The sequence below is a fragment of the Pseudomonas sp. JL27(2026) genome (genome assembly GCF_056933555.1).
The window spans coordinates 2259763-2282973 of the sequence record NZ_CM167794.1; the positions used below are offsets into that span (position 1 = coordinate 2259763).

The window sequence follows — 23211 nt, forward strand, 5'->3', positions numbered from 1 at the left end:
TTCCGCGTTAGCGGGATGGCATATCTGTGCGCATGTCTAATGAAGCGCGCAGTGGATCATCACAGGAATCGTGAACATGAACTCCAAGTGCTATTGCATAGGGTGGTCCCTCGTGGCCGGCCTAGCGGCAATCGTGTTGGCATTGCCGAGTTTCGCAGGCGCATTGACACTCGATGAAGCGTTGCGGCTGGCCGAACACAACGCGCCGTCGCTGACCGCACAAGACGCCAAAATTCAGGCTGCCAGCAGTGCCGCCATCCCCGCGGGGGAGCTACCCGATCCCAAGTTGTTGTTGGGTGTGCAGAATTACCCCATCGGTGGACCGGATCGCTGGAGCATCGATCATGACTTCATGACCATGCAAATGGTTGGGGTCAGGCAGGAGATGCCCAGCAGTGACAAGCGAAAAGCCCGTATTGAGGTCGCCAATGCAGCCGTTGATCGAGCTGCCGCCGAGCGTCAAGTGGAACGCCTGAAAGTACGTCAGTCCACCGCGCTGGCCTGGATCAGCAGCTATTCCGTTGAGCGCAAAGATGCATTGTTTCAGGATTTCTACAAAGAAAATCGCCTGTTGGCTGATACCGTTCGGGCCCAGATTGCCGGCGGCCGCGCTCAACCTGCGGATGCGGTGACACCCAAACAAGAAGCGGCTCAGATAGCGGAGCAGCAGGACGACCTGATTCGTCAGCGAGCACAGGCCCGGGCAGCCCTCAAGCGCTGGATTGGCCCGGCCGCCAACGACAAGCCTGAGGGCCGCTTACCTGAATGGCCCATAGAAACCACTGGCTACTCTCACAAGCTGCAACATCACCCCGAATTGGCAGCGTTTGCGCCAATGACCCGTGAAGCGCAAGCCAAGATCCGTGAAGCCGAGTCGCAAAAGCAATCGGACTGGAGTTGGGAGCTCGACTACCAGCATCGGGGCCAGCAGTTCGGGGACATGATCAGCGTGCAGTTCTCGTGGGACCTGCCGATTTTTCCTGGCTCTCGCCAAAACCCCAGGATTGCCGCCAAGCACGCTGAACTCAACCAGCTTGAGGCTGAGCGCGAAGCCATGGTGCGTGAGCACACCCAGCAACTGGAGGAGGAGCTGGCCGAATACGAACGTCTCAATCGTGCCGTAAACCGAACCCAGGAAAGCCTGTTGCCGCTAGCTAAGGAAAAGGTCGAACTTAGCACGGCCAGCTACCGCGCCGGAAAGGGTGACTTGAATTCAGTTGTTACCGCCAGACGAGAGCTCATCGAAGCTCGACTCAAGCAGATTGATGTTGAAGAGCAACGTGCTCTTACCAATGCTCGCCTGTATTTCTCATATGGGGAGTCTGCTCAATGAGTTCAAAAACCTGGAAAAGCGTTTTGCTCGTCGGTGTCTCAATTGCCTTGGGCGTTGGCGGAGGTTACTGGCTGGCTCAACCTGGAATGAGCGGAGTGCAGGGGGGGGCGGCGCAACAGGCTCCAAAAGCTTTAGCCGATCCCAAAGCGTTGTACTGGTATGACCCCATGTACCCACAACAAAAATTCGATAAGCCGGGCAAGTCGCCCTTCATGGACATGCAACTGGTCCCCCGGTACGCCGATACCAAAGGGGATAGCGCTGCCGTCCGAATTGATCCGAGCCTGACCCAGAATCTCGGTGTACGGCTGGCGACGGTTAGTCGAGGCGTGTTTGCCTCGAGTCTGAACGTGGTCGGTGTGCTGGCTTTCAACGAGCGGGACGTCGCAGTGATTCAGGCCCGTACTGCGGGTTTTGTCGAGCGGGTTTATGCGCGTGCTCCTGGCGATGTGCTCAAAGCCAACGCCGCATTAGCGGATATTCTGGTGCCGGAATGGGCTGCGGCCCAAGAGGAGTTCCTGGCGCTCAAGCGCAATGGCGATGCAGTCTTGCTGGCAGCCGCCCGCCAACGTTTGCGGCTCACCGGGATGCCGCCTTCGTTAATTGCCCAGGTAGAGCGAACCGGTAAAGTCCAACCGGACCTGACCCTTGTCAGCCCTATTGGTGGCGTGCTGCAAGAGCTGAATGTGCGCGAAGGGATGACGGTAGCTGCTGGTGAAACGCTGGCTCGAGTCAATGGTTTGAGCAGTGTCTGGCTGGCCGTGGCCGTCCCGGAGTCAGAGTCTGGATCTATCGTTATGGGGCAAACGGCGGAAGCGCGCTTGCCTGCGCTCCCAGGCGTTGTACTCAAGGGTGCCGTCAGTGCCATTCTTCCGGAAACCAATCCGGACAGTCGCACACTTCGCGTTCGCGTCGAGTTACCCAACCCGGATGGTCGTCTCAGGCCGGGATTGACCGCCCAGGTAAGCCTCAATCGTGCGACGGAACAGAGTGTGCTGTGGGTGCCCAGCGAAGCCGTCATTCGCACCGGTCGACGTGCCTTGGTGATGCTTGCTGAAAACGCTGGCCGTTACCGCCCGGTAGAGGTGCAACTGGGGCAAGACAACGACGGCAAGATGGCGATACTGAAAGGCTTGGAAGAGGGGCAGCAGGTGGTGACCTCTGGCCAGTTCCTGCTCGACTCGGAGGCCAGTCTCAAGGGCATTATTGCAAGCTCCTTGGAAATGTCTCCACCTGCTGCAAAAGCCATCGCCTTGCATGAGGCGGACGGTCAAATTGTCGAGATCAACGGCAAAGAAGTCACGCTCACCCATGGCCCCTTCAAGACGCTGGGTATGCCCGGCATGACCATGACTTTCCCGCTCGCCAATCCCACGTTGATGCAGGACCTCAAGGCGGGTGACAAGGTGCGGATCGCGGTAAGCCAGACCGATGATGGTCTACGCGTTGAGCGTCTGGAACGTTCGGGGAGCGAGCGATGATTGCTGCCCTGATTCGCTGGTCGGTGGCCAACCGCTTTCTGGTGCTGCTGGCGACTCTGTTCATTACCGCCTGGGGGATCTGGTCGGTTCAAGGCACGCCTATCGATGCGCTGCCGGATCTGTCGGATGTGCAGGTGATTATCCGGACACCTTATCCAGGACAAGCACCGCAGATCGTCGAAAATCAGGTGACCTATCCGTTGGCGACTACCATGCTCTCGGTGCCAGGAGCCAAGACCGTGCGTGGTTACTCCTTCTTTGGTGACAGCTTTGTTTATGTACTGTTCGAAGACGGGACTGACTTGTACTGGGCCCGTTCTCGGGTGCTGGAGTACCTGAGCCAGATAGAAAGCCGCCTGCCGGCCAGTGCCAAGCCAGCCTTGGGGCCGGACGCCACGGGCGTTGGCTGGATTTTCCAGTACGCGCTGGTGGATCGCAGCGGTGGGCATGACCTTGCGCAACTGCGGGCATTGCAGGACTGGTTTCTCAAGTTCGAGCTCAAGACTCTGCCGAATGTTGCAGAAGTGGCCACTGTGGGTGGAATGGTCAAGCAGTACCAGGTCCAACTCGACCCGTTGAGGTTGGCCAGCTTGGGCATCACTCAGTCTGAGGTGACCGAGGCGATCGGCAAGGCCAATCAGGAAACGGGTGGTGCCGTGCTGGAGATGGCGGAGACCGAGTTCATCGTACGGGCCTCCGGCTACCTGAAGACCCTGAATGACTTCCGGGCGATCCCCCTCAAGCTGGGTGTGGGTGGCGTGCCGGTCACCCTGGGTGACGTCGCCACGGTCCAGCTCGGTCCGGAAATGCGCCGCGGCATCAGCGAACTCGATGGTGAAGGCGAGACCGTCGGCGCAGTGGTGATTCTGCGCAGCGGCAAGAATGCTCGCCAGACCATCGCGGCAGTCAAAGCCAAGCTCGAAGAGTTGAAAATCAGTCTGCCGGCGGGTGTAGAACTCGTCACGACCTACGATCGCAGCAAACTGATCGACCGTGCTGTAGAAAACCTCAGCCACAAGCTGATTGAAGAGTTCATCGTTGTCGCGTTGGTCTGCGGGATCTTCCTCTGGCACTTGCGCTCGTCCCTGGTGGCGATCATCTCCTTGCCGGTTGGGATACTGATTGCTTTCATCGTGATGCGTCACCAAGGAATCAACGCCAACATCATGTCCTTGGGCGGGATCGCCATCGCTATCGGCGCCATGGTCGATGCCGCGGTGGTGATGATAGAGAACGCTCACAAGAAGGTCGAAGCCTGGCATGTGGCTCATCCAGGGGAAGAACTAAAGGGCGAGCATCACTGGCATGTGATGACCGAAGCGGCGGCCGAGGTGGGGCCTGCACTGTTCTTCTGCCTGTTGATCATCACCTTGTCGTTTATTCCGGTGTTCACTTTGGAAGCTCAGGAAGGACGCCTGTTCGGTCCACTAGCGTTCACCAAGACCTACGCCATGGCAGCGGCGGCCGGACTGTCGGTGACGCTGGTGCCGGTGTTGATGGGGTACTGGATTCGGGGGCGGATCCCCAATGAGCAACAGAACCCCCTCAACCGCTGGTTGATCCGAATCTACGAGCCAGCCCTGGACACGGTATTGCGTCGACCTAAAGTAACGCTACTGGTCGCGTTATTAGTCTTCGTCAGCGCGTTGTGGCCGATCTCTCGATTGGGAGGGGAGTTTCTTCCTCCATTGGACGAAGGGGATCTGCTCTACATGCCATCAGCGCTGCCGGGCTTGTCGGCGCAGAAGGCCGCGCAACTGCTTCAACAGACTGACCGGCTAATCAAGACAGTGCCAGAGGTCGAGCACGTCTTCGGTAAAGCGGGCCGTGCTGAAACCGCTACGGATCCGGCACCACTGGAGATGTTTGAAACGACCATTCAATTCAAACCGCACGAGCAATGGCGCCCAGGCATGACTCAGGAAAAGCTCGTGGAAGAGTTGGACCGAGTGGTGCGTGTCCCAGGGTTGACCAACATCTGGATACCGCCGATCCGTAATCGTATCGATATGCTGGCCACAGGTATCAAGAGCCCGATTGGAGTGAAGGTTGCTGGTGAAAATCTGATGGAGATTGATGCCGTCACCCGGGCCGTCGAGCGTGCAGCCAAGGAGGTGCCAGGTGTCAGTTCAGCGCTAGCCGAACGATTGACTGGTGGCCGTTACATCGACGTGGACATCGACCGCAAGGCTGCCGCTCGCTACGGGCTGAATATCTCCGACGTGCAGTCCATCGTGGCCGGTGCTATTGGCGGTGAAAACGTCGGGGAGACCATTGAAGGGCTGGCTCGCTTCCCAATCAACGTACGTTACCCCCGTGAGTGGCGGGACTCGATCAGCGCCTTGGAGCAGTTGCCGATCTACACCCCGCTGGGTAGCCAGATCACCCTTGGCACGGTGGCGAAGGTCAAGATTAGTGACGGCCCACCAATGCTCAAGAGTGAGAACGCACGGCCTTCAGGCTGGGTGTACATCGATGTACGGGGGCGGGATATCGCCTCAGTAGTCGCTGACCTGCGCCGGGTTGTCAGCGAGCAGGTCAAATTGCAGCCAGGGATGAGCTTGAGCTACTCAGGGCAGTTTGAGTTTCTCGAGCGGGCCAACGCTCGGCTCAAGTTGGTGGTCCCCGCCACCTTGCTGATCATCTTCGTGCTGCTTTACCTGACCTTCGCCCGCTTCGATGAGGCCTTTCTGATTATGGCCACGCTACCGTTTGCCCTCACAGGAGGTGTGTGGTTTCTGTATCTCTTGGGCTTCAATCTGTCAGTGGCCACCGGTGTCGGCTTTATCGCGCTGGCCGGCGTATCCGCCGAGTTTGGCGTAATCATGCTGCTGTACCTGAAGAATGCCTGGGCCGAACGTGAAGACCTCGGCGACCGTACTGAGCGTGGGCTGGTTGCGGCGATTCGTGAAGGCGCTGTGCAGCGAGTTCGACCCAAGGCCATGACAGTGGCAGTCATCATTGCCGGTCTACTGCCCATCTTGTTGGGTAGCGGCACTGGCAGTGAAGTGATGAGCCGCATCGCCGCGCCGATGGTCGGGGGCATGGTCACAGCACCCTTGCTTTCCCTGTTTGTCATTCCGGCAGCTTATCGCTTGATGCGCCGTCGGCACCTCCCGGTTGACCCCACCAATCCTCAAGGAAAACTCGTATGAAACTGACGCTGATTGCCATTGTAAGTACCGTCGTTGTGTTTTCTCTTTCTGCTCGCGCAGAGGAGATGCCGGGGATGAAAATGGACGGTATGGAGGGCATGCAGATGAAGCAGGAAACAAAGCAGGCTCTGGTAGTCCAAGCCAAGGGAGCCATTAAGGCTATCAATACAACCAAGCACACTGTGACCATCTCTCACGGTGCCGTTCCGGCCGTGCAGTGGCCTGCAATGACCATGGCTTTCTCTGCTACAGCAGATCAGATAACAGGGCTGAGCGTCGGAGATCAGGTAGCGTTCGAGTTTCAAGTCGAAGGCACGAAAGCTACGATTGTTTCCATTAAGAAACTGGAATAGAAACTGAGTCGCCTCTGGTTCTGCTCCATTTGTTGCTCCTGCGTGGCGCAGCTTCATCGACGTAGGCGCGCGTCCGGGTTGCTGGCGCCATTAGATTGGGCGACCCCATCTTTTCTTATGGCGCTGAGATCACAAGCGCGGTCAGCCGCGGAAGCGGCTGACACTTCATTGCTATTTGATGAATGCCTGCATATCGCTGTTCAGCTTTTTGATCGCTTCTTTGAAATCGTTGGCGGTAACCTGTTGGCTTGCATTTTTCAATTGTTCACCAAAGACCTTGCGCACCACTTTGGCCACGGTCTGGCCGTTACTCGCGTCGATCATTTCGGCCTCGATGTACAACTCGGTCTCTTGATCACGGTGGCCGGTAGCCGCTTGAGTCGCGCCTATTGCGGCCGCAACCGGAACTACTTCATACCATTTCATGCCTTCGTTGGACGCGCTGACACCAGTAATCGCAGCGCGTATGACCAGGGTTCGCGAACCCGCGGGGGCCGACTGCAGGTTCGGTACCGTGCGGTACTTTTGGCCCAGTACACTCTTGGCATTGTTCGTCATGTAGGTTTGCAACTGGTCCAGGGTCTGACGGTTGACTCGTTCGTTGGGCTGCGGCGTCGGGTACAGTTCCAGTCGCTTGAAGGCCACCGTGTCATAGGCGTTCGGGTTCCAGGACGGTGTCACCCAGCGCATGGTTTTTTCGCCGCTGGGTGTGGTGACCTCTTGCAGGTTGTTGTAGTTGGGAAGAAACCCTGAGTACTGTTCCTTCTCCGTGACTCTTGAGGTGCAACCGCTGAGCAGCAGGCTGGTCAAGGCCGCACCGACAAGCAATTTCCTGGTCAGGCTCATATCTTTACTCCATGGGTAAGGTCATTTTTTCGGTGACAGGGCGTCAGAAGCGCCAGGTCATATTGCCGGTCACGGCTTGAGCCCAGGCGTTATCGAACTGCCTGGATATGGCCGTTTTCTGTCTGTTGTTACTGACCGGTCTGGGTCCGCTGCCGTCCTTCTTGATCGGGTAGGGGGCGATTAGAAGTGGTCATTAGAGCTGTCGATTAAACACAGACTGCGCGCGGCAGAGCCGCATCGAGCCGACGGCAGTAATAAGGCGCGGGGTGAACACCTGGACACTAGTTTCCTTATGAGAGGGCCTGCATAGAGTGCCCTGTGCCCTTTGCTGGAAGATGTCCGGCTTATTTCTATAGAGTAGAAATGTTACTCAATTGAAATCTATGGCCTGAAGCGTTTCTGGCTTGGTGGGCACGTCAATGCGGCTTATCTGCGGTGGCCCAGGGCGACGAGTCGTAGCGGGGGGGCTTGAGGCGTTAATGGTGGGCGATTTAGCGTTGGCGCAAGCGCACCTGGAGTCAATGACTCAAGCGCCAAACTGAAGTGGGATCCACAGGTCTTGAGGGCGTGATGACATGCGTTTTCATAGGCCCATGCGCTTTTTGCTATAGCAGCTGACTTTGAAGGGGGAGGGTTATTTCCCGGACCTATAAGGCCGGAGAAAAAGGTTATTAGACGCGAAGAAGTTGTTTTGATAAAAAAACTAGTGCATGGCTGCTGCGTGCATGCCAATGCATCTCCATTTGCTTAAATGGAAAACGCCCAACATTGAGCTGGGCAATGATCAATGAGTCTGATTGCCGATACAGGGATACGTAGCTGCGACTTTGGCCAACTGCTCGCGCACAAGCGCAATGGGCTCATTGATCCCCCTTTCTCTTGTGCAGGTTGATCCTTTCGAGCCCAGAGCATCGGCATCGATGGAAGATAGCGCTGCCGGGGGCCTCACGATCATCACGGCTGTCAAGGCCAGCCCAACGTTTGCGGGGCGTCGTGTACGTTGTCGGCAATGTCAGCGCGATCCGTGCCGTTCGACCCGGTTTGAAAGTATCAGGAGGGCAGCCGTCGCAGCGGTTTCTGGAGCATGCGTTGGAGCTACTCAATCAGGAAATCACTGCTCGGCGTCGCAGTCGGCGTCGCCTGCGCCCATATGGTCGAAGCCGGTCAGCACGACCGAGGTAAGCCCTCGGGAAGGATTGTCAGGGTGCTTGTCCGGTGAGCTGTCAGTAGGCCCCAGTGGATACTCGACTTGGGCGGCCATGACATTTTCCGGCAGGTGCCGCGGGGCTGTTTCGGACGGTAGGTCGGCAGTCGCGAGAGGTAATTCAAACGCATTGCGGACCTCGGCCTCACTCAATGTTCCCTCAAGTGTAACCGTGACCTGTTGCAGTTCTCCATGCTCCCAGCTGAGCTCTATCTCCCTGGCGAGCGGATGAATCCGGGATGCCAGGCCTGCGGGGAGTATTGGGCCTTCATAGTAGGCGTCGGTGTTTATGCACGGGTCGCCTTGGTTTTCGTAGTTTTTCAAAGAGCAGTTGAAGCGCTTGTCCTGATGCCCAAGCGTCTGCTCCATGTAGCAACCAAACTCACTTGAGGACATGCGTGGCCATGCCAGTACATTGACGTTGGGTGGCTGTAAGCCTGCTCCCAAGCTTTGGCCTGAAAAGGCCAGTAACGCTATGAAAGCCGTCATGGTGGTGTTGACGTTGAGCATGTTCTTCGCGCCTGAGTAAGGTCTGATTATGTCGGGAGGGGCAACTGATCCAGGGTGGGTGTTAGTTGTTGTTTCGGCCTGAGTGGGCGCCAGTCTACCGGCGCATCGGATAACGCGCAGGCGCAACCCGCAATTGATCGCCTTGAGCACGTGACGGGCTCGATGTGCTTGTAGTCGGGGGTTGCAACACGAGGCCTGGGGCCTCGTGTTAGTTCGGCGCAAAGAAACTACATGGATGGGTCGTTTAACCCCTCGGTCCGGCGAGTATTCTCGCTTAAGTGAGTGTCCGTTTCATCAGGCCGCTGCATCTTGCGATTCAGGCGATCAGGTCGACTTTGCCGCTCGCAAGGCGATAGATGCCGCCGACCACTTTCAGCGTGCCTTTGGCAAGTGCATCGGTCAGTAAGGGTGAAGCGTTCTTGAGGCGGTTGACCGAGTCTTTAACGTTCTGCGCCGTCGCGTTTTCGATGAGGCTTCCAGGTTCATTGAGAACCTTCTCGATAGAGGGTTTTAGTGCGTCAGTCAGTTTGGGGATGTGGCCAGGGAAAACGACATGCTCCTTGGTTGCTTTGATACCTGCCGAGATAGCGCCACAGCTCTCATGCCCCAGCACAAGAATCAGGGGCGCACCGAGCACTGCCACGGCGTATTCAAGGCTCGCCAGGCCTTCATCCGTGACGAAGTTACCTGCGACGCGTATGGCAAACAGGTCGCCTCGTGCCGTATCAAAAGCGTACTCGGGAGCGATGCGAGAGTCCGAGCAGCCCAAAACTGCTACGAACGGATTCTGGCCGGACACCAGGGCTTCTCGTTCGGCTTTGAAATCATGTGTTTTGGACGTGCCTGTGAAGTACCGTTCATTGCCTTCGGTCAGCCTTTTAAGGGCCATGTCCGGACTGATTGAGTTTTGCGGTTTTGGGGGAAGGGCCGCTTTCTCTGCGGCCTGGACAATTTTGTCGGGCAGCGCACTGGCCAGTAGCAGGGCGCCGGCTCCCAGGCCGGCGAGCTTTAGAAACCGGCGACGATCATTTTCGTTCGGCGTAGAGCTTGAATCGCATGATTGGCACATAGTCTTGTGTACTCAGACTTATTGATGGGAGTGACTCGCTCATTGAGCACCGGGAGCTTCGGGGGTGGGGGACAGTGTTTCAATACTGGAGTCTAGATGGTGTGTGACTTTGTGTTTCGTACTACATGGTTTTGTCGAATTTAGCTTTAGTGAAAGATTTTTTTATAGCCTTTGTTGTCAGTTCAGTTTCAGTGGCTGAATTGCAGTGCAGATTGTTAATTTGATAGGGCGGCGGTGGCTGTGCATTTATCTTCTCGTGAAGATTCAATGGTGTTTTAAGGGCGTGGTGCGAGGTGTTTCAATAATGAAACATATAGAGGAAGTAACGCAAGGTTACGTTATTTCTAAAGAATCTAAAATCTTCAGAGTTGAAAATTTAATGGCAGCTAACATGCTATGCACGCGCAGTGGTAGTTGAGGAGTCGCTACGCGACACCCCCTTTTTATTTAAACCAAGGAAAGGAACCCTCTCATGGAAAGCATCTCTATCGCAGCAGCCCAGACAAACTGGAACGGTGGACAACGTATTACCTTGAAAGCGGGTGATACAGCGACCTGTACAGCCCTTCGTCCGGGTCAGCTCTATGGGATCTTTATCTACAACTCAGCGGGCGCTGACAACAATGCCACTGTGAATGTGAACTGGAGCAATAGTAGCGCTCCTGGCAAAATCGTTGTTCCTGGTACCACTGCCAATGCTGGCCTGGCATCGGTGGGTTTTGTTTCTGGTGATGACACGCAGACCGTTTCGATTTCGCTGGAGGTGGGTACTGGTATTGCGCAGGTCGAAGCCTGGTTGGGTAGTGTCAGTATGCCGACTGATACGTCGGGGCTAAGTAATCAGCCGCTGCCCGCTGACGGAGATCAGCGACCATTTAGCAAATACAGCCGTTATTATGCAGTACCGCCGTCGCAGTGGATGAACTTGACCATCGACAGTAAAATTACACAGTTCATTTCATGTCAGTTCCGTGAAAGTCAAGTAACAGTGTTTGTGGTGAAGCAGACTACACATGGCTTACTTCCAGGTCAGGTGGTTCCAATTTCGACCAGTACGAAATTGCCAAATGTTGTCAACATCGTGTACACCGGTGATAAGGGCGTCACTAACCCTTTCCAGGGTGATGGCACGCAGTATGTCTGGATGGATGCCGACAGCCAGCAAAACTCTCAGGGTGCAACTATTGCTTTGCAAAAGTTGTGATTTTCTGAGTTGAGCAATACAAAAGGGTCCCGTTGCTCGGGGCCTTTTTTATGTGGTGGATATTAACCAGATAGGGCCGGATCGCGGTTGTTTGGCTCTCGGAAACTATGAAAGTTTGCGTTATTGAAACCTATCTGGCTGCATGTTTTAAACTTGAAAGCCCGGGGTTGTAATTTCTATCATTCGGGCTTTTGCCCCTTGAAGTGCTGAGTTGTTGAGGCAATCTGTGGTTGCGTCTCTTCAGGGATGAACCGGGCTGCACAGCTCAACCAGTGTTCCGTCAGGGCAACGCACGTATGACACGGTCTGCCCCCAGGGTTTAGAGGTGGGCGGTAACAGTTGCGATGCGCCACAGGCAAGCGCCTTTGCGTGTGCTGCCTGCACGTCCTCGGTGACAAGGCCGATCTCCATGCCCAGCGGCTGCGGTGAGGTATGAGCGGCGACATGACCCGCACTGAAGTTCATCTCGGCCAGTTCGTGGGCGGCAAAGGAAAGGGTGGTCTCACCGGTTTCGAGTTCGCCGTAGGTACCAGACTCATGCACGAAGCGGCGGCGCAGGCCGAAAGCGTCTTCAAAGAACTGCACAGAGGCAGTGACGTCTGGCACGTAGATAATGGTGTAGCCAAATTTCATGAGTAGCCATCCTTGCCATAGAAAGGGCAGAACCTTATCACGAACCCTTCAGGTGTCTTTCAGGGTCCTTGCGAAAACTCTGATGTGCCGGGCGGCCGTGTCGGGTTTGGCCTGGAGCAAGCAGTGGGGCGCTTCTACATCGACTATCTGAACGTTCGGTTTTAGTTGTAAGACTAACGCTGAGGCGGTTGCAGGGACGACCCAATCACGGGTCGCGCGCAAGTACAGGACCGGCACGCGGACCTGCGTCAGCTTCGTGGAGACATCCACTGCCAGCACCGAGCGCAATCGTGTACGCATCACTGCCGGCGTCACTCCAGAGATCGCCTGACTCAAGGCGGCACGCAATGCGATGGTGGAGAATCGTCCCAGCAGCAATCGGCTGATCCAGCGGATCGGGGCTTGGCCGAGCGGTAGTGCGTTCACCAGTAACCCCATCTTGCGAAACATCGGATGAGGGTTTCTGACAAACGTGCTGCATAGCACCAGTCCCATGAGCTGAGGGGGTTGTGATGCGGCCAGGGAAACGGCAATCGGCCCGGAGAAAGATTCCCCCAGCACGATGTAGGGGCGGTCAGTGGGCAGCGCTTTGCGCACGAGTGTTTCAAGCGCCGCGTAGCTCAGGGGTTGGTCGGGTGGGTAATCAAGGACAAGGGTGTCGAACTCTTTCCCGATGGCTGCGGTGAATGGCAGGAACAGTCTGCCTGTTCCATCCATCCCTGGAAGTAAAACGAGTGTGAGTGTGCTGGATTGATTCGTCATGCTGCCGCCTTTCCCTGATGTGGGCATTCTCGCCGATGTTCGCCTGACTTCGTAACCTGCTTTGCAGGAACATTTTCCCGCGTTGCTGATGGGGTCTCATGTGAGCAAAAAGCGAAAATCTGGGCTACTACTGACGAACTCCTGATTATTCTCTGATGAATGGAGAGCCACTTTATGCTGGTTCGTTGGATGCTGGCGGCCGTCCACCTCTTGGCCTTTGCGATGGCGTTTTGGGCAGTACTTGCCCGTGGGGCGGCCCTGCGCCGAGTGGCCGCGAATACATCCGAGGTGTCCCGTGTGCTGTTGGCGGATAACTGCTGGGGGATTTCAGCTGCGATTCTGTTGATTAGCGGAGGCGTTCGCGTTTTTGGTGGGTACGAGAAGGGAGCGGACTACTACCTGCATCAGCCATTGTTCCATCTCAAAATGACACTGTTCGTCATCATACTGCTGCTTGAGATCGCACCGATGGTTGCCTTGATCAAATGGCGGACTGCCTTGAGTCGTGGCACGTTGATTGACAGCGGGCGTGCAGGTGCATTTGCCATGATCAGCCATGTTGAAGCGTTACTGATGGCCTTGATGGTGGTGGCGGCTACAGGCATGGCGCGCGGGGTGATATTCGGCTAGCCCGTTCGGGGGAGGTTTCGTTGAGGTTAAAACGAAGCGTCTGACAGCGTTGGCGAGTGGATTGCCGTTAGTATCGGCTTCACCTTCCATGGTGATCAAAGCTTTACATACGTTGCAGTCTTGCGTCTGCACTCGGTTTCCAGAGGCGCCAAGAAGCGATCTTTAGCCAGCCATGACTGTAAGGGAAAAGGCTGGCTACTGATTACGGGTGTCGCTCAGGGCGTGTCGTTCTTGTCTGGCGCGGCCAGGCCTGCCTGGATGCGTTGGTAGATCTCTTCGCGGTGCACCGCAACGTCTTTCGGGGCATTGATGCCAATTCTGACTTGTTGGCCGCTAACGCCCAGAATGGTGATCGTAATGTCATCACCGATGTTTATGCTTTCACCGACTTTGCGGGTGAGTATCAGCATGAGCTTCTCCTTGAATTCTTCGTAGGGCACCTGATTTCAGACAATGCAGATGTCGATAGTACGTATAGATTAGTGTGAAGTGCGACGGTAGGGGTCTCTTTCTGACGCGCTGGCGCGGTATAAATTCCCAAGGTGTAACTATACAGAGCCGGGAACTTTCAATCTCGTTGTTTTAAGCCTGTTTTGCTGGCGTCATGAAGGGGGCGCGGGTGGTAAAATCGCGGCTTTTGACATTCAGAGGGCAAATCTGTGCGCAAAGTGGCAACGGTAATTGCAGTATTGGCACTGGCTGGCTGCGGTGAGGCGAAGAGTCCTGACGCGCCGAAGGTCCAGGCTCCGGCTGCAACAGCCTCGGCACCGGTTGCCGTGGCGCCGCAATGGGATGTCCTTGTTCAAGGGGGCACGGTGCAGGCTGTCAGCGATCTCGCAGGCTGGTTGATCGAGCACAGTTTCATTGCTTATGTCGTCAAGCAGGATGGCAAGGACCGGATATTGCTCGGGCCATTCAACTCGAAAGCCGAGGCAGAAGCCAGGCAAGTCCAGTTGACCGAAGCGCTGACCAAGGCGAAGAAGCAAAACATCGAGTCGCAGGTTATCGAACACGCTGCGGTTCGCTAAACGCTCTGCAATGATGGGGGCAGGCGCGAGGGGGCGGTGCAGGCCTTAAATGGTGTGAGTCGTTATCCGTTTCATAAGGAGTGACAATCTACCTGCGAAAGGATTTCCCCATGGCCCGCGCCGCGCCTTACACCGTGTTCGATGCTGTTTTGCAACGAAAGCAAGTGCTGAGCCCTCATCTGATGCGTGTCACCCTGGCAGGCCCAATGGTCGCGGATATGGCCACCTGGGCGCCGGATCAGCGAGTGAAGCTGTTTTTCCCGGCAGCCGACGGTACGCCAGCGAATCTTCCGCGTAATGACAACTGGCATGCTGACTATCGTTCGATTCCCGTCGCCCAGCGTCCGGCGATGCGCACTTACACCATTCGTCATCTGCGCACCGAGCGCTGCGAGGTGGACATCGATTTCGTTCTGCACGGCGAAACGGGGCCCGCCTCGCGTTGGGCGATTCATGCCGAGCCAGGTGCCGGCATCCAGATGGTTGCGCCTGACCGACAATTCACGGCGGTGGAAACCGGCGGTTTCGAATGGAAGCCGCCACGCGCCCTCAAGCATTTGTTGCTGATGGCTGATCCGACAGCTTTGCCGGCCGCCCTGGGCATTCTTGACGAACTGGCGGCGTTGGCCGAGCCGCCCAGGGCTCAAGTCCTTTTTGAGATCGAAAGTGCTGACGACAAGTTGCCGACACCGATCTGGCAGGGCTTGTCATTGCAATGGCTGATTCGTGATCAGGCGCCGGGCGCGCAGGCGGTAACCTTGATGGCGGCAGCGTTGCGAGCGCTCGATTTGTCGGCGTTCTCTGTGGATGCTGCGGCGCAAGCGGCGCTGGCTGAGGTCAATATTGACGAAGAACTGCTCTGGGAAACGCCAAGGCCGAACGGTAACGGTTTTTATGGCTGGATAGCCGGGGAGACAGCGGCGGTGATGGACGTGCGCAAGTACCTGATCAAGGAGTGCCGCATCCCTCGCGAGATGCTCAATTTGATGGGGTATTGGCGTTACAACAAGGTCGGCAGTTAGCGGGCGCGTTGCCGACCCTTCATAAACAAAAGCCTCGGGGTTGCATCCGAGGCCTTTGAGTGAGGGCTATGTGGTTAGCTGCACGACTTCATGTTCACCGGGCCGACGAACTCATTGCCGCGCCCCATCACGCACGCTACGCTTTGATTGCGCTGGCGTTCCCAGTCCTGCACCGGGTACGTTTTGTTCCAGGCTTCGTAGAGCTGCCGGTCCTGTTTGGACAGGCGCAAGCCGTATTGTTTGCTCATGTAGAAGTACGTCCGCGCGATCATCCCCCGAATGGAGGGGCGGGGCATGACCTTCTTTGCCTTGAAGTCGACCTGGGTCAGGCACGAACCATATTGGCCTGTCTGTACCGGGAGCCAGCCGAAGCTGAAGTTGCTGCGGTCGCCATTTACTTCGCCGATGCTCGGCACCAGGTTGTGCAGGTCAGCTTCGGCGCGCTGGTAGGTGGGGTCGTGACGTGTGCAATTCTGGCGCCCGCCCTCTTGCCAGCACTGGCGTTGGTGGCCGATCTGCCAGGCAGGCACGATGTGCTCCCATTCGATGCGCGCAGCACGCTTGGCGTTTTTACGCGGGACGTAACCGCAAGCGGCCAGGTTCACGCGATTGCCGGTGTACTTGCAACCACAATAGAACTCGGTGGACTGTGGAGCGTACAGTTTCCAGGCAACCTTCTTGGCTTCGTTGAAGGTGCGGGGTGGGTCGGCCTGGGCGGTGACTGCAACGAAGAGCAACAACAAAGCTAAACAGCGAACACTCATCGACTCAGTCTTCCTTCGGCACTACCCAGAAAATCTGCACGCCGCCATCGTCGCGATAGGCGAGGGTGACGTTGTCGTTCTCGGCAATTTCCTCGAGCAGGCGCTCCCATTCCTCCACCGACTCATCGGGAAGGCGGAATATCAGTGCTGCCTTGGCTTTTTGGGCGGTGGGGGAGTTGATGATTTTCTGAACGCGTAAACCGAGGCGTTCATAGGAGCCTGGAGGGGTAGTCGAAGTAGTGGCCACGAAGCGATCCTTAATAAGCTGTACGTGCATACAGTATTTAACTGTGAGCATTTTCGCAACTGCTTAAAATTCAAGAAGTTCGTCTGACAACGATTTATTCGATTTGGTGTAAGTCGATTCGTTTTTTTTCGACAGGGTTTTGAGCGCTAACACATCTTGCTCAAGAATCAGCGGCAGGGCCGTGTAAGGCACTCGCCCGAGCGGGCGAGTGGTTGTAGCAAGTGCCCGACCTGAGCGGTCGGGCAGCGTGACTCAGTATTCCCAGAACATGCGTTGCAGCTCTTTGCTGTCTTGGGTTTTGGTCAGTGCGACCATCGCCAGGATGCGAGCTTTTTGCGGGTTCAGGTCGTGAGCAACAACCCAGTCATACTTGTCGTCAGGCTGTTCAGCGTTACGCAGGACAAAGCCGCCAGCGTTGACGTGGGACGAGCGAATGATTTGCACGCCATCCTTGCGCAGGGCTTGCAAGGTTGGAACAACGCGCGAGGAGACGGAGCCGTTACCAGTCCCTACGTGGATGATGGCTTTGGCGCCGGCTTGAGCCAGGGCTTTGTAAGCGGTGTCGCTGACATTGCCGTAGGAGTAGGCGATTTCGACGTCAGGCAGGCTCTTGATGGTTTTGATGTCGAATTCAGAATCCATAGTGTGGCGCTTGGCGGGCAAGCGGAACCAGTAGGATTTGCCTTCAACGACCATGCCCATTGGGCCCCAAGCGCTTTTGAACGCCTCGGTCTTGATGTTGATCATCTTGCTGACATCGCGACCCGACTGGATTTCATCGTTCATGGTCACGAGCACGCCTTTACCGCGTGATTCTTTGCTGCTGGCAACGGCAACGGCGTTGTACAGGTTGAGCATGCCGTCAGCCGACATTGCGGTGCCCGGACGCATGGAGCCGACAACGACAATCGGCTTGTCAGTCTTTTCCACCAGGTTCAGGAAGTAAGCGGTTTCTTCCAGGGTGTCGGTGCCGTGAGTGATGACGATGCCATCGACATCTTTGCTGTCGGCCAGTTCGGCGACGCGGCGACCCAGTTGCAGCAGATTGTCGTTAGTGATGCTTTCCGAGGCAATTTGCATGACCTGTTCGCCACGAACGTTGGCCAGTTGGCTCAGTTCGGGGACGCCGGCGATCAGTTGCTCGATACCCACTTTGGCAGCCTGGTAGGTCGCGCTGTTTGCCGCACTGGCACCAGCGCCGGCAATGGTGCCGCCGGTGGCCAGGATCACCACGTTAGCCAGTTTTTGTTTGTTTTCGACTTCTTTTGCTTGCAGTGCAGTCGGGAGGAGGAGCAGGAGGGCCAAAGCGCCCGGGACAAAGGTCTTGAAGGCAGATTTCATTATTCTCTCTCTAGTAATGACAACGGTGCTGATGCAGGTTCATCTAGAAACACCCGAGCAGATCTGAATGCAGGGGCGCCTGTAGAAGAGCAGGATCCATACCAGTCCTACTGTGACCTTTAAACTCTTTTAACCTGATGATTTATATCAACTTATTCTCGATTTTGTGAAGAGGGATTCATGGGGTGTGTCCGGGTTTCCGAACATGAGGGAGTGCTGTGTTCGGCTGTCCGAAAATTCCCACGCATCAACAGGAAGGATCCCTCATGCAGGCATAACGGACCGGGTTAAAGAAATCCGCGTGAAGGTCGATGTTCTTTCAAGGATCTTTCATTTCAGGAGCTCAAATGTCTTTCACTGTTGGCTTTCCAAACGCGGGCGCAATCACCATCGGCCTGAAACCCGCGACAGCTGCTGAAGACACGGCGCTGGCGGTCGATGATCCATCGCAAGATGGAATTGAGGCCAAAGAAGTCAAGGCTGGTTCGAGCGCGCAGGGCGCAGAGGGCAAGAGTGAAAGTGCGGGGCACGACAACGTTGTGGTGCAAATCCTGCTCAAGCGTCTGCAGGAATTGCAGGAGCTCTTGAAGCAGCAACAGCAACAACTGGCCGCAGCCCAGGCGGCACCCTATCCAACACCTGAAGCCAAGACCACGGCAGTGATGGCGATTCAAGGGCAGATTGGCAACACCAATGCTGCGATGCAGGAGGTTTCCGCTGCACTGGTGAAAGAGTTGAACAAGGATTCCGGCGCTGGGGCAGTGATCAATACCACCGCTTGATAAGGCGGTTTCTGATCGAGGTTCTCATTGGCGTTATTGCCATTTGTTGAGAACCGCTGCTCAACATTGGCCGGGTTGAGCGTTGACAAATAGCATCCGGGTTCCCATAGTTCGTTCTACGCAAACGTTTGCGCGACCATTCATGATGGTCGTTGCCAAGGGTCGGGAGTGCCTGAGTCCGTGTTCGCCTGGCGGGCGGGTTCGAGGCGGGTTCCAGCGCAAGCGTTGCTCACAATAATCATAAGATCGGAGTGAACCCATGAAGCTGCCATTTGCTGGACGTCTTCTCGCTGTCGCTATGCTGGCTGCCGCATCCGCTGCGTTGCCTCTCTCTTCGGCTTTCGCCGACACCCCGCAAAAACCTAAAGTCGCCCTGGTCATGAAATCGCTGGCCAACGAATTCTTCCTGACCATGGAAGATGGCGCCAAGGCTTATCAGAAAGAACACACCGCCGATTTCGATTTGGTGTCCAACGGCATCAAGGACGAAACCGACACCGCGAACCAGATCCGTATTGTCGAGCAGATGATCGTCTCCAAGGTCAATGCGCTGGTGATTGCACCGGCTGACTCGAAGGCCATGGTGCCGGTGATCAAGAAAGCCGTCGACGCGGGCATCACGGTCATCAACATCGACAACCAACTTGACCCGACCGTCCTCAAAAGCAAGAACATCAGCGTGCCGTTCGTTGGCCCGGACAACCGCAAAGGGGCACGTCTGGTCGGCGAATACCTGGCCAGGCAACTGAAGGCCGGTGATGAAGTCGGCATCATCGAAGGCGTTTCCACCACCACCAATGCCCAGCAGCGTACCGCAGGGTTCAAGGATGCGATGGAAGCTGCACAGATCAAAGTGGTGTCCCTGCAATCGGGTGACTGGGAAATCGACGTAGGTAACCGCGTTGCCGCTGCCATGTTGAGCGAGTACCCGAACCTCAAGGCCTTGCTGGCAGGCAATGACAGCATGGCAGTCGGTGCGGTATCTGCCGTTCGTGCGGCAGGCAAGGCCGGCAAGGTTCAAGTGGTCGGCTACGACAATATCAATGCCATCAAACCGATGCTCAAGGACGGTCGTGTACTGGCGACCGCTGACCAGTTCGCCGCCAAACAGGCAGTGTTCGGCATCGAAACCGCGCTGAAAATCCTCAAGGGCGAGAAAGTCGACAGCGGCACCAACGGTGTGATCGAAACTCCGGTTGAGCTGGTAACCCAGTAGTCCTTCTGGCCGCACAACGGCCCTCGCCTGATCATGCAGGCGAGGGCATGGAGAGTTTCTTATGTCAGTTTGTGCCCCGAACGCTGTCCTCTCGGTCAGCGGTATCGGCAAGACCTATGCCCAGCCGGTTCTGACCGGTATCGACCTGACCCTGATGCGCGGTGAAGTGCTGGCGTTGACCGGCGAGAACGGCGCCGGCAAAAGCACGTTGTCGAAAATCATCGGCGGACTGGTCACCCCGACCGCCGGCCAGATGCAATACCAGGGGCAGGATTACCGTCCCGGCAGCCGGACTCAGGCTGAAGAGCTGGGTATTCGCATGGTCATGCAGGAACTCAACCTGCTGCCGACGCTGTCTGTTGCAGAAAACCTGTTCCTGGATAACCTGCCAAGCTTGGGGGGCTGGATCAACCGCAAGCAGCTGCGTAAAGCGGCGATCCAGGCGATGGCGCAGGTCGGGCTCGACGCGATTGATCCGGACACGCTGGTTGGGGAACTGGGGATTGGTCACCAGCAAATGGTCGAAATCGCCCGTAACCTGATTGGCGATTGCCACGTACTGATTCTTGACGAGCCAACGGCGATGCTGACGGCCCGAGAAGTCGAGATGTTGTTCGAACAAATCACGCGCTTGCAGGCGCGTGGCGTGGCGATTATTTACATTTCCCATCGGCTTGAAGAGCTGGCGCGGGTGGCTCAGCGTATTGCGGTGTTGCGCGATGGCAACCTGGTCTGCGTCGAGCCAATGGCCAATTACAACAGCGAGCAATTGGTCAACCTGATGGTGGGCCGCGAGCTGGGCGAGCACATTGATCTGGGGGCCCGGCAGATCGGTTCTCCCGCTTTGACGGTCAAAGGGCTGACCCGCTCGGACAAAGTTCGCGACGTGTCCTTCGAGGTGCGCAGCGGTGAGATTTTCGGCATATCGGGGCTGATCGGGGCAGGGCGTACCGAGTTGCTGCGGCTGATTTTTGGTGCCGATACCGCAGACAGCGGCACGGTTGCCCTGGGCTCGCCGGCGCAGGTCGTGAGCATCCATTCGCCCGCTGATGCGGTGGGTCACGGGATCGCCCTGATCACCGAGGACCGCAAAGGTGAGGGGCTGCTGCTGACTCAGTCGATCAGCGCCAACATTGCCTTGGGCAACATGCCGGTGATTTCCAGCGGCGGTATTGTTAATGCGGCTGATGAGGCGGCGCTGGCACAGCGTCAGATCGACAGCATGCGTATTCGCAGTTCCAGCCCGACGCAATTGGTCAGCGAGTTGTCGGGCGGCAATCAGCAGAAAGTCGTGATCGGCCGCTGGCTGGAGCGCGAGTGTTCGGTGTTGTTGTTCGACGAGCCGACCCGGGGGATCGACGTCGGTGCCAAGTTCGATATCTACGCCTTGCTCGGTGAGTTGACGCGTCAGGGCAAGGCGCTCGTGGTGGTGTCCAGCGACTTGCGTGAGTTGATGCTGATCTGCGACCGCATCGGCGTCTTGTCGGCCGGGCGTTTGATCGACACCTTCGAACGCGACAGCTGGACCCAGGATGAATTGCTTGCCGCCGCGTTTGCCGGCTATCAAAAACGTGATGCGCTGCTCAATGAAGCAGCGCCTAGGGATCTCCCATGAAAACTGCTTCTTCTGCCGGCAAACGTAGTGGCAATTTTTACGGTCTGGGCACCTATCTGGGACTGGCCGGTGCCTTGTTGGCAATGATTGCGCTGTTCTCCGTCCTGAGCAGTCATTTCCTGTCGTACGACACATTCAGCACCCTGGCCAACCAGATTCCCGATTTGATGGTGTTGGCGGTCGGCATGACGTTCGTGCTGATTATCGGCGGTATCGACCTGTCGGTCGGCTCGGTGTTGGCATTGGCGGCGTCGGCGGTCAGCGTGGCGATTCTCGGGTGGGGCTGGAGCGTGCTGCCGGCCGCGCTGTTGGGGATGGCAGTTGCCGCGCTGGCCGGGACCATCACCGGTTCGATCACCGTGGCCTGGCGGATTCCGTCGTTCATCGTGTCGCTGGGCGTGCTTGAAATGGCACGTGGCGTGGCCTACCAGATGACCGGCTCGCGCACCGCGTATATCGGTGATGCGTTTGCCTGGTTGTCGAACCCGATTGCCTTTGGCATTTCGCCGTCGTTCATCATCGCGCTGCTGATTATCTTCGTTGCCCAGGCTGTGCTGACGCGCACGGTGTTCGGTCGTTACCTGATCGGCATCGGCACCAACGAGGAAGCGGTGCGGTTGGCGGGGATCAATCCAAAGCCCTACAAGGTTCTGGTGTTCAGCCTGATGGGGCTGTTGGCTGGTGTGGCGGCACTGTTCCAGATTTCGCGCCTGGAGGCGGCGGACCCGAATGCCGGTTCCGGTCTTGAGTTGCAAGTCATTGCCGCAGTAGTCATTGGCGGGACCAGCCTGATGGGCGGGCGTGGTTCGGTCATCAGTACATTCTTCGGTGTGTTGATTATTTCGGTGCTGGCGGCTGGTTTGGCGCAGATCGGTGCAACCGAGCCGACTAAACGCATCATTACCGGCGCGGTGATAGTCGTGGCGGTGGTGCTTGATACATATCGCAGTCAACGCGCAAGCCGGCGGGCCTGAACCATGGCAACGATCAAGGATGTGGCGGCGCTTGCCGGGATTTCATACACCACGGTGTCCCATGTGGTGAACAAGACACGACCGGTCAGTGAAGAGGTGCGGGTCAAAGTCGAGGCAGCGATCAAAAGCCTGGACTACGTGCCCAGCGCCGTTGCCCGCTCGCTGAAAGCCAAGACCACCGCGACCATCGGCTTGCTGGTGCCCAACAGCCTCAACCCGTACTTCGCCGAGCTGGCCCGAGGGATCGAGGATTACTGTGAGCGAAATGGTTACTGCGTGATCCTGTGCAACTCCGACGACAACCCGGACAAGCAGCGCAGCTACCTTCGCGTGCTACTGGAGAAGCGCATCGACGGGCTGATTGTCGCCTCGGCGGGTGGTGATAGTGGCCTGGCTGCGGGCCTGGCTGCCGTGCGCACACCAATGGTGATAGTCGACCGTAGCCTGGAAGGGGTCGATGCGGATCTGGTGCGCATTGATCACGAGTACGGCGCCTATCTCGCGACCCGACATCTGCTTGAACTGGGCCATCGGGACATCGCCTACATTGGTGGTCCGGCGCACACCAGTGTGGCGCAGATGCGGCTGGCGGGTTATTGCCGGGCGCTCAAGGAGGCCGGTGTTGAAGTGCCGCAGGAGCGGATGCTTGAAAGTGACTTCACCAGCACCGGTGGCTACAACGCGGCGGCAACCTTGCTTGAGCGCACGCCGCCCAGTGCGATTTTTGCCGGTAACGACCTGCTGGGGATCGGAGTGTTGCGCGCGGCCGCCGAGCGAAATATTCGCGTGCCGAGCGAGTTGTCGGTCATCGGCTTTGACGATATCCAGATGAGCCGGTACGTCTACCCTGCGCTGACCACGGTCGGTCAGTCGATTCTGCAACTGGGGGAAATGGCGGCAGAAGTCCTTTTGCGACGGATCGCGGCACCTGAATTGGCGACCGATCAGCGGATCGTGACGCCGAGTATTGTCTTGCGAGAGTCGACCGCACCGCTGGCCGGTGTGTTTGCCCAATTTCGCTAACCCCAAAGCACCGCTGAAC

At 57.0% G+C, this 23211-nt stretch carries 22 protein-coding genes; 13 read left to right on the plus strand and 9 right to left on the minus strand.

All coding sequences use genetic code 11. The features are described 5' to 3' along the window. Nucleotides 1-76 precede the first annotated feature (76 nt). The 4 genes from AC1Z1G_RS10410 to AC1Z1G_RS10425 are packed head-to-tail and all read left to right on the plus strand — an operon-like array spanning nucleotide 77 to nucleotide 6322. Nucleotides 77-1333: a TolC family protein gene (locus tag AC1Z1G_RS10410; RefSeq protein WP_483626845.1), complete on the plus strand. Its 1257-nt coding sequence runs from the start codon at nucleotides 77-79 to the stop codon at nucleotides 1331-1333. After that, nucleotides 1330-2814: an efflux RND transporter periplasmic adaptor subunit gene (locus AC1Z1G_RS10415; RefSeq protein ID WP_483626846.1), complete on the plus strand. Its 1485-nt coding sequence runs from the start codon at nucleotides 1330-1332 to the stop codon at nucleotides 2812-2814. The genes AC1Z1G_RS10410 and AC1Z1G_RS10415 overlap by 4 nt, the downstream gene beginning before the upstream one ends. After that, entirely contained in the window at nucleotides 2811-5969 is a 3159-nt protein-coding gene (locus AC1Z1G_RS10420) for an efflux RND transporter permease subunit (protein ID WP_483626847.1), read from the plus strand. The genes AC1Z1G_RS10415 and AC1Z1G_RS10420 overlap by 4 nt, the downstream gene beginning before the upstream one ends. After that, nucleotides 5966-6322: a copper-binding protein gene (locus AC1Z1G_RS10425; RefSeq protein WP_483626848.1), complete on the plus strand. Its 357-nt coding sequence runs from the start codon at nucleotides 5966-5968 to the stop codon at nucleotides 6320-6322. Before AC1Z1G_RS10420 ends, AC1Z1G_RS10425 begins: the two co-directional genes overlap by 4 nt. 171 nt (nucleotides 6323-6493) lie before the next feature. Here the strand turns inward: AC1Z1G_RS10425 and AC1Z1G_RS10430 are convergent, their stop codons facing one another. The 3 genes from AC1Z1G_RS10430 to AC1Z1G_RS10440 all read right to left on the minus strand — a co-directional run bounded on the left by AC1Z1G_RS10430 (nucleotide 6494) and on the right by AC1Z1G_RS10440 (nucleotide 9951). Continuing rightward, the gene (locus AC1Z1G_RS10430; RefSeq protein ID WP_483626849.1) at nucleotides 6494-7168 is read right to left on the minus strand and encodes a DUF3313 domain-containing protein; all 675 of its coding nucleotides are present in this window, start codon (nucleotides 7166-7168) and stop codon (nucleotides 6494-6496) included. Between the two features lie 1111 nt (nucleotides 7169-8279). Next, nucleotides 8280-8882, minus strand: coding sequence for a hypothetical protein (locus tag AC1Z1G_RS10435; protein WP_483626850.1), 603 nt, complete (start codon nucleotides 8880-8882; stop codon nucleotides 8280-8282). Between the two features lie 316 nt (nucleotides 8883-9198). Continuing rightward, nucleotides 9199-9951, minus strand: a complete 753-nt coding sequence (locus AC1Z1G_RS10440) for a carbonic anhydrase (RefSeq protein WP_483626851.1) — start codon at nucleotides 9949-9951, stop codon at nucleotides 9199-9201. Between the two features lie 472 nt (nucleotides 9952-10423). Between AC1Z1G_RS10440 and AC1Z1G_RS10445 the strand changes: the two genes are divergently transcribed. Next, nucleotides 10424-11155 carry a hypothetical protein gene (locus tag AC1Z1G_RS10445; RefSeq protein WP_483626852.1) on the plus strand — a complete coding sequence of 244 codons (732 nt, stop codon included), beginning with the start codon at nucleotides 10424-10426 and terminating at the stop codon, nucleotides 11153-11155. Between the two features lie 240 nt (nucleotides 11156-11395). Here AC1Z1G_RS10445 and AC1Z1G_RS10450 read toward each other — a convergent pair whose 3' ends face one another. Both AC1Z1G_RS10450 and AC1Z1G_RS10455 read right to left on the minus strand, forming a co-directional pair. Beyond that, on the minus strand, nucleotides 11396-11788 hold the full coding sequence (locus tag AC1Z1G_RS10450) for a VOC family protein (protein ID WP_483626853.1): 393 nt from the start codon (nucleotides 11786-11788) through the stop codon (nucleotides 11396-11398). A gap of 48 nt (nucleotides 11789-11836) precedes the next feature. Continuing rightward, complete coding sequence (locus AC1Z1G_RS10455; RefSeq protein ID WP_483626854.1) at nucleotides 11837-12550, minus strand: alpha/beta fold hydrolase; 714 nt, start codon at nucleotides 12548-12550, stop codon at nucleotides 11837-11839. 174 nt (nucleotides 12551-12724) lie between these two features. On the opposite strand from AC1Z1G_RS10455, the gene AC1Z1G_RS10460 reads away from it, so the two are divergent. Beyond that, nucleotides 12725-13180 (plus strand): DUF2214 family protein, encoded by a 456-nt coding sequence (locus AC1Z1G_RS10460; RefSeq protein ID WP_483626855.1) that lies wholly within the window; start codon nucleotides 12725-12727, stop codon nucleotides 13178-13180. Between the two features lie 215 nt (nucleotides 13181-13395). On the opposite strand, the gene csrA is transcribed toward AC1Z1G_RS10460, so the two are convergent. Beyond that, nucleotides 13396-13590 carry a carbon storage regulator CsrA gene (gene csrA, locus AC1Z1G_RS10465; RefSeq protein ID WP_483626856.1) on the minus strand — a complete coding sequence of 65 codons (195 nt, stop codon included), beginning with the start codon at nucleotides 13588-13590 and terminating at the stop codon, nucleotides 13396-13398. 249 nt (nucleotides 13591-13839) lie between these two features. On the opposite strand from csrA, the gene AC1Z1G_RS10470 reads away from it, so the two are divergent. Together AC1Z1G_RS10470 and AC1Z1G_RS10475 are read left to right on the plus strand one after the other, a co-directional pair. Then, entirely contained in the window at nucleotides 13840-14208 is a 369-nt protein-coding gene (locus tag AC1Z1G_RS10470; RefSeq protein WP_483626857.1) for an SPOR domain-containing protein, read from the plus strand. 110 nt (nucleotides 14209-14318) lie between these two features. After that, nucleotides 14319-15230, plus strand: a complete 912-nt coding sequence (locus AC1Z1G_RS10475; protein WP_483626858.1) for a siderophore-interacting protein — start codon at nucleotides 14319-14321, stop codon at nucleotides 15228-15230. Between the two features lie 74 nt (nucleotides 15231-15304). On the opposite strand, the gene AC1Z1G_RS10480 is transcribed toward AC1Z1G_RS10475, so the two are convergent. From AC1Z1G_RS10480 to AC1Z1G_RS10490, 3 genes are all read right to left on the minus strand, one after another. Further along, nucleotides 15305-15994, minus strand: coding sequence for an endonuclease (locus AC1Z1G_RS10480; protein ID WP_483626859.1), 690 nt, complete (start codon nucleotides 15992-15994; stop codon nucleotides 15305-15307). A gap of 4 nt (nucleotides 15995-15998) precedes the next feature. Next, entirely contained in the window at nucleotides 15999-16292 is a 294-nt protein-coding gene (locus AC1Z1G_RS10485) for a DUF1654 domain-containing protein (protein WP_483626860.1), read from the minus strand. A 201-nt stretch (nucleotides 16293-16493) separates the two neighbouring features. Continuing rightward, nucleotides 16494-17582, minus strand: a complete 1089-nt coding sequence (locus tag AC1Z1G_RS10490; RefSeq protein ID WP_347905283.1) for an asparaginase — start codon at nucleotides 17580-17582, stop codon at nucleotides 16494-16496. A 347-nt stretch (nucleotides 17583-17929) separates the two neighbouring features. Here AC1Z1G_RS10490 and AC1Z1G_RS10495 point away from each other — a divergent pair, with 347 nt between their 5' ends. The 5 genes from AC1Z1G_RS10495 (at nucleotide 17930) to AC1Z1G_RS10515 (ending at nucleotide 23192) form a co-directional block, all read left to right on the plus strand. Next, nucleotides 17930-18364 carry a hypothetical protein gene (locus AC1Z1G_RS10495; protein WP_483627800.1) on the plus strand — a complete coding sequence of 145 codons (435 nt, stop codon included), beginning with the start codon at nucleotides 17930-17932 and terminating at the stop codon, nucleotides 18362-18364. A gap of 259 nt (nucleotides 18365-18623) precedes the next feature. Continuing rightward, complete coding sequence (locus AC1Z1G_RS10500; RefSeq protein ID WP_483626861.1) at nucleotides 18624-19580, plus strand: substrate-binding domain-containing protein; 957 nt, start codon at nucleotides 18624-18626, stop codon at nucleotides 19578-19580. Between the two features lie 61 nt (nucleotides 19581-19641). Beyond that, the gene (locus tag AC1Z1G_RS10505; protein WP_483626862.1) at nucleotides 19642-21195 is read left to right on the plus strand and encodes a sugar ABC transporter ATP-binding protein; all 1554 of its coding nucleotides are present in this window, start codon (nucleotides 19642-19644) and stop codon (nucleotides 21193-21195) included. Continuing rightward, complete coding sequence (locus tag AC1Z1G_RS10510) at nucleotides 21192-22169, plus strand: ABC transporter permease (protein ID WP_347905287.1); 978 nt, start codon at nucleotides 21192-21194, stop codon at nucleotides 22167-22169. Before AC1Z1G_RS10505 ends, AC1Z1G_RS10510 begins: the two co-directional genes overlap by 4 nt. 3 nt (nucleotides 22170-22172) lie before the next feature. After that, nucleotides 22173-23192, plus strand: coding sequence for a LacI family DNA-binding transcriptional regulator (locus AC1Z1G_RS10515; protein WP_483626863.1), 1020 nt, complete (start codon nucleotides 22173-22175; stop codon nucleotides 23190-23192). The last annotated feature ends 19 nt before the right edge of the window (nucleotides 23193-23211 follow it).